General features: G+C 53.0%; 2 protein-coding genes. Both read right to left on the reverse strand.

Features of this window, described 5'->3' with window-relative positions; all coding sequences use genetic code 11:
* Nucleotides 1–74 precede the first annotated feature (74 nt).
* The gene (locus ABJK56_RS01165; protein ID WP_347242834.1) at nt 75–545 is read right to left on the reverse strand and encodes a peptidoglycan DD-metalloendopeptidase family protein; all 471 of its coding nucleotides are present in this window, start codon (nt 543–545) and stop codon (nt 75–77) included.
* An 18-nt stretch (nt 546–563) separates the two neighbouring features.
* A partial coding sequence (locus ABJK56_RS01170; RefSeq protein ID WP_347242835.1) for a hypothetical protein occupies nt 564–1,729 on the reverse strand: 1,166 nt, incomplete at its 5' end.

Below are 1,729 nucleotides of genomic sequence, written 5' to 3' on the forward strand. Positions count from 1 at the left end.
CGCATCACCGGATGGTCGTCCACCACCAGCACCCGGATCATCCCGCCCCTCCTGCTGCATCGGTGTCGCTCTCATCATACCACACCCAGGGGCCGGTCGTCTACTGTCAAAATTGACAGGTGTTTTATCTTCCTATTCCCTGCCCGAAGTATGACCACATAGTTACCCCAATTATTGGGATCAAAACCACTAAAAATCACACGTCCTTCCCCGACGGCGCGCACAGGTGTCCCGGCTGGGGCACTAATATCTACACCCGCATGGCCGCCCGTCCCCTCACCATCTGGAAGAAGTCCACAACACCAGGGCTGTTGTGGCGTCCGCTCACACCTGTATAGATCCGTCCACAACATCGTATACGGGCCAATAAACGTGCCGTTGTAGTTAGGAATGCCATCAATGGGTTTGACCATACCAGCATAGTGAAGCCGCATAGAGGGGACATTGGGCCATCGGTAGCCTCCATCTGCCCGCGCAGTGAAAATTGGCGAAACCATCAACGGTATCAGAATTATGGAGCTGAGCACTATTTTGGGTTTACTCACGCCATACCTCCTGCCAACTCAAGGCGAGCGCTGGGAAGTTAATCCAGGAACCCACCCGATAAACTTGAGGATACCGTACCGCTCCTTTGCGTAGGGATTCCTGACCACCATCTGACTCCTATCGTGCTCTACCCATATCACATACAGCCCTTCATCACTATTACAGGCCAATATTTTACCATCAGGAGACAAGGATAATTGGTTGCACGGGGTAACCGTCACATCCAGTGAGGTGAGACGATGTTGTTTCCCTTCTTGCAAGTCCCTCACCCATATTCCCGGTTCCAGAGATGCATCCCCATAGGGGTAAGGAAGATTCATAAAAGCGATGTGTGTTCCGGTCGAGTCCCAGCCCCCGAAGAAAGAGAAAGGCAAAGACAATGGTTGTCGCCCCAAGGCTGTAATTCTGGCATCCGTCATACGTCCCATCGCAACGATCCATCGCGTATCGGGTGAGATCTCCACATCCCACGGTTGTACGCCTTTCACCAACGGGATTATCTCGCCGGTGCGCGGAGATATCCGCAGCCAGTCACCGTCCACGGTGATTCCCGTCACAATATAAATATGGTCATCCAGCAGCCATTTCATAGAGGGATTGGCACCAAATATCCAGCCTATCTCATATGGCAAATCGGCCACTTTCCGCTGTTCGCTGCCGTTCGCGTTCATTAACCACAGTTCTGTTTGTTCGGCTTTCAATTTCCCGTCCTCAACAGCCCGAGGGTCAGGGAGTCGCAGGAAGGCGATTTCTTTGCCATCGGGTGACCAGATGGCGTTGGCCGGAAAGTAGAGGTCATCAGAACCAACCAGCCGGCGCTTATCGCTTCCATCCGGGTTCATTGTCCAGACTGAGCCAATCTCCTTTACCGCAGGGTTAAAATCAAACGCGGAAAAATCAAAGAAGACGCTATAGAGGATGCGGTCGCCAGCGGGAGAAGCGCGCATAGTGTATTCAAGAGAGGCTGAATACTGATCCGGTGGAAAGGTCTCCAGGTCTATCCTCTCTCCCGTCTGTGGATCCAGGATATGGTAATTGCTCCCCCCTCTTTCGCTCATTTCATAACTGATATACAGTAACCGGTAACCCTCTACAGCAGGAGGCTGGATCAATTTCCCCGCCTCCACTGGCGGAAGGGAAGCCAGCACCCCCTGGGCAGGAGGAACCGTCGGCATCGGGATTT

The organism is Thermogutta sp., from assembly GCF_039793925.1.
Lineage (GTDB): Bacteria > Planctomycetota > Planctomycetia > Pirellulales > Thermoguttaceae > Thermogutta.